Origin of the sequence: Acinetobacter sp. YH16053 (assembly GCF_013417035.1) — a bacterium.
Classification (GTDB): domain Bacteria; phylum Pseudomonadota; class Gammaproteobacteria; order Pseudomonadales; family Moraxellaceae; genus Acinetobacter; species Acinetobacter towneri.
Genome location: NZ_VPEP01000087.1, coordinates 1 through 2,235 on the forward strand (window position 1 = coordinate 1; position 2,235 = coordinate 2,235).

Annotated in this window: 1 pseudogene; it reads right to left on the reverse strand. The window is 37.4% G+C overall.

The annotated features are described in order from the left end of the window. Nucleotides 1-731: 731 nt before the first annotated feature. Nucleotides 732-1,658: pseudogene (repM, locus tag FTV43_RS15095) on the reverse strand (replication initiation protein RepM); the annotation flags it as partial. Between the last annotated feature and the right edge of the window lie 577 nt (nucleotides 1,659-2,235).

Consider the following 2,235-nt stretch of genomic DNA (forward strand, 5'->3'; position numbering starts at 1 on the left):
CTTGCTTGTTTAAATCACCTGAAACGTACTGATCATAAAGTTTTTGATGATCTTCAGTGATTTCTAAATCGTAATATTCTCGATCTGATTTCTTTAAAAACACCTCTGACAAACGATTATTTTTTTCAGCATCACTCAATTTCATGGTCTAAATGCTCCTATTTTGCGTTTATTGGCGTTTTTAGCCCTGTTTAGCTAGATTTCCCTGTTTTGAAGAAAAGTGCGCTTAAAGGCGATTTTAGGCGGTTTTAAGCCATGTGTGAAAATTTGATATTTTAAAAGTTGCCGATCGGCAACTTTTAGCGGTTTGGGGGATTTATCATTTTCCGACAGCAGGAGGGAATGCACGCTTCCGCGTTTCTCTCCGAGAAACAAAAAACCGACCTCTGAAAAAGATAAAAATAAGCCCCAAAAGTTGGGGCGTTTTGAAATCTTTTTTAGAGGAGATTTTAGTTAGGTTTAAACCTTGATGTTTCACCTCTCAAAATCTCAAAAAATTGAGATTGTTGTTTTTCATCGAGAAGCATCGTTTTTAATCTGCTTTCAAAGTCTGCCATTTTTTCGCTATCTTTTTTCAAGTGCTTGTACCTTTTGTCCCGTGCAATGCTGAAAGCACAGCTCGAAAGATGAACGCTCCCCCTTGGGTCGAATGCAATAAATTTATGATCTTCGATAGAGTAGGTTTTGACTTGATCAACCAGTTTCACTGTTGATTGATTTTTCTTAGAACCGAAGCCAAGTTTTTCTAAAAGCGGATAAAACTTTTTAAATTTTTCAGGTTCTAACAGCATGTCTGCTATACGTTTCGCAAAATCTTGAAAGGATTCTGTACCCTCAGAGTATTTGCTCATTTCAGGCATTTCTGACAGCTTGTGAGCGAATAGGAAGCGTTGCGGATCTGTCATTTTGGTGAATAGGTCAGGCGTGTTTTGATCTCGTTGGGGAGATACTGATTTTTCAGAAATTTCCGTTTGTTTTTGCTTAAACTTGAAGGAAAATCCTGAAATCGCACGACCTGTTTTGTGCTGTTCGACCTTAACTTTAATGTCTGTTTTTTCATTAATTTGATTTATGGCAATGTCTAAAACTCGCTTTTTAAAATCGTTCATTTGTTTGTATTCAGTATCTAGAACACCAAGTTTTTGTCTAAATTTTTGTATCTCAATAATGGGTGTTTTACCTGTGCTACGCCAAGCAATCAATAATTCGTAAAGTCTTACAGCGTAAGCACTTGTAAGCCCTGAAACTTGTTCTATATCGTATTTTGTAAACTGTTCTTCTAGGCGAGTAATCAATGGAATGATGGCAGGGGCAAAAATTAATTTAACAACCGCCTCTTTCTCAACATAAATAACTTCACTCACCCATCTTGATTTATGGTGCTGGATATTTCCCTTATCGCTAAGGCTCTGATAACTGAATTGCCTTGCAAATAGGTCATCACAAGCATCTTTTAATGCTTGATATGCAGTATTTCTATGTGCCGAAAATTGATTGATGTAGCTTTCAGCGTGAATGATCAATGGGTCATTTGCGTTAATTCCCTTGCCACTTTGACGAGCTTCAATAATCGCTAAAAGTATTAATCTTTGCTCGACTAAATCGAGGTTATAACTCGCATTAATTAACGCATTATCTTTAACAACTAAATTACTCATTATGTGACTCTATTATTCTTAGACGTTTATGTGACTTTAATAATTAACGTCACAACATGCAAGGTAAACGTCACTTTATCTTTTGAAATTTTCATTTTTTTGCAAGGTAAACGTCACTTAATTGCAAGGTAAACGTCACTTAATGAAGCTTGAAACGCGCACACAGCAATGCTTTCAGCGTGTCTAAAAGCATTTAAAAGCTTAAAAGATTATTAAAAGCCAAAAAAAAATTAAAAAGCATTTAAAACTGCCCTATGTTTTCGCTTCGCTCAAACTCTATTGAATCTCGCTGCGCTCGATTCCTGGGGGCAGTTTTTTCAAATATCCACTAGGACGCTAAAAACAAGAATGGATTCGCTTCGCTCATAAAGCTTTATGCTCGCTTCGCTCGTCATGGAGCCAGTGGCTACAGTCGCTTCGCTCGTCATGGAGCCAGTGGCTACAGTCGCTTTGCTCTGTAAATCTCGTTATGAAGCAACAGGGAGCTTGTAATCAGGGAAAAGGCAGGGGCAAATTTTTATAACGCTCAGTCGCTCGTAGACACTCGCTCGGTTACTTGATCAATTTGTTTAGTTGT